Below are 1534 nucleotides of genomic sequence, written 5' to 3' on the forward strand. Positions count from 1 at the left end.
GCCCTATCATGCAACTGCTCGTGTTTCATGAGTTGGCCGCCAGCGGAACACGTCTGTCCGTCACGCAGGTTCAGAAAGGAGTGGATGCATGGATACCCATCATGAAGTGATCGTGATCGGCGGCAGCTTCGCGGGGCTGTCGGCCGCGATGCAGTTGGCGCGGGCACGCCGCCGCGTGCTCGTGATCGATGCCGGCCGGCCGCGCAACCGTTTTGCCGAACACGCGCACGGCTTCTTCGGGCAGGACGGCAAGCCGCCCGCGCGGATCGTCGCCGAAGCGAGCGCGCAACTCGCCGCGTATCCGACCGTGCAGCGCATCGACGGCGAGGCGCGCACGGCCGAGCGCGACGCGCACGGACGCTTTCACGTGACGCTGGCCGACGGCAGCCGCGCGAGCGCCGACCGGCTGATTCTCGCGACCGGCATCCGCGACGAACTGCCCGCGCTGCCGGGGCTCGCGGAACGCTGGGGCATCAGCGTGCTGCATTGTCCGTACTGCCATGGATATGAAGTGAGCGGCCAGCGGCTCGGCGTGCTCGCCACGCATCCGCTGTCGGTCCATCAGGCGATCCTGATTCCGGACTGGGGCCCGACGACGTGGTTCACGCAGGGCGTGGTCGAAGCGAACGACGAGGAAGCCGCGTTGCTCGCAGCACGCGGCGTACGCATCGAGCGCTCGCCAGTCGTCGAGATTCTCGGCGATGCGCCGCGTATCGACGCGCTGCGGCTCGCCGACGGTCAAGCCGTGCCGATCGACGCACTGTTCATCGGCGCGCGCACCGACATGGCGAGCGACCTCGCGCAGCAGCTCGGCTGCGCGTTCGACGAAGGTCCGCTCGGCACCGCGATTCGCGTCGATACATGGAAGCAGACGAGCGTCGCCGGCGTGTACGCGGCCGGCGACGCGTCGAGCCTGATGACGAATGCGACGTTCGCCTCGGCATCCGGCGTCGCGGCGGGGGTGGGCGTACACCGGTCGCTGATTTTCGGATTGGATGCGTAGGCGGGCGTACAGCCGGCGTCACGATCGTCGATGTATCCGGCGAAGGAAGCGGGTGCATTCCCGTCATCCTCATCGCAGCCGCTCCACGCCACGTCGATGGCTTCCCCGCGCAATCTGCGGTTTAATGCTCGACACCCTCTGCATTAAGAGCCAAGAAATGCTCGACCTCGACGACCTTCGACTCGTCCGCGCGATCGGCACGTCGCGCTCCCTGGCCGCTGCCGCCCGGCTGCTCGATCTCACACCGCCCGCGGTCACGATTCGCCTGCAACGAATGGAGGCACGGCTGAACGCGAGGCTCGCCGTACGGCAGCCGAAAGGAATCGCGCTGACCGACGAAGGGCAGCGGCTGTACCAGGAAGCCGTCGGCATCCTCGAGCGCGTGGGGGCGCTGCCAATCAACATCGCGGGCGACCACGGCGACGTGCAAGGCACGCTGCGCGTCGTCGCCCCGCTCGGTTTCGGCCGCAAGTACGTCGCGCGGATCGTGCTCGTATAACTTCGTATAATGTATGCTATACGAAGTTATGC

Annotated in this window: 1 protein-coding gene and 1 pseudogene; both read left to right on the top strand. The window is 67.1% G+C overall.

Annotation, left to right across the window (positions count from 1 at the left end):
* Positions 1 to 88: 88 nt before the first annotated feature.
* Positions 89 to 1003, top strand: a complete 915-nt coding sequence (locus JMF90_RS36595) for an NAD(P)/FAD-dependent oxidoreductase (RefSeq protein WP_011694609.1) — start codon at positions 89 to 91, stop codon at positions 1001 to 1003.
* Between the two features lie 124 nt (positions 1004 to 1127).
* Positions 1128 to 1493, top strand: a pseudogene (locus JMF90_RS36600) (LysR family transcriptional regulator); the annotation flags it as partial.
* Between the last annotated feature and the right edge of the window lie 41 nt (positions 1494 to 1534).

Source organism: Burkholderia sp. E168m23 (assembly GCF_016586125.1).
In the GTDB taxonomy this organism is placed as follows: Bacteria; Pseudomonadota; Gammaproteobacteria; order Burkholderiales; family Burkholderiaceae; genus Burkholderia; species Burkholderia orbicola.

Coding starts and splice junctions, on each gene's coding strand:
- JMF90_RS36595 (WP_011694609.1), top strand. CDS start 89: ATGGATACCCATCATGAAGTGATCGTGATCGGCGGCAGCTTCGCGGGG.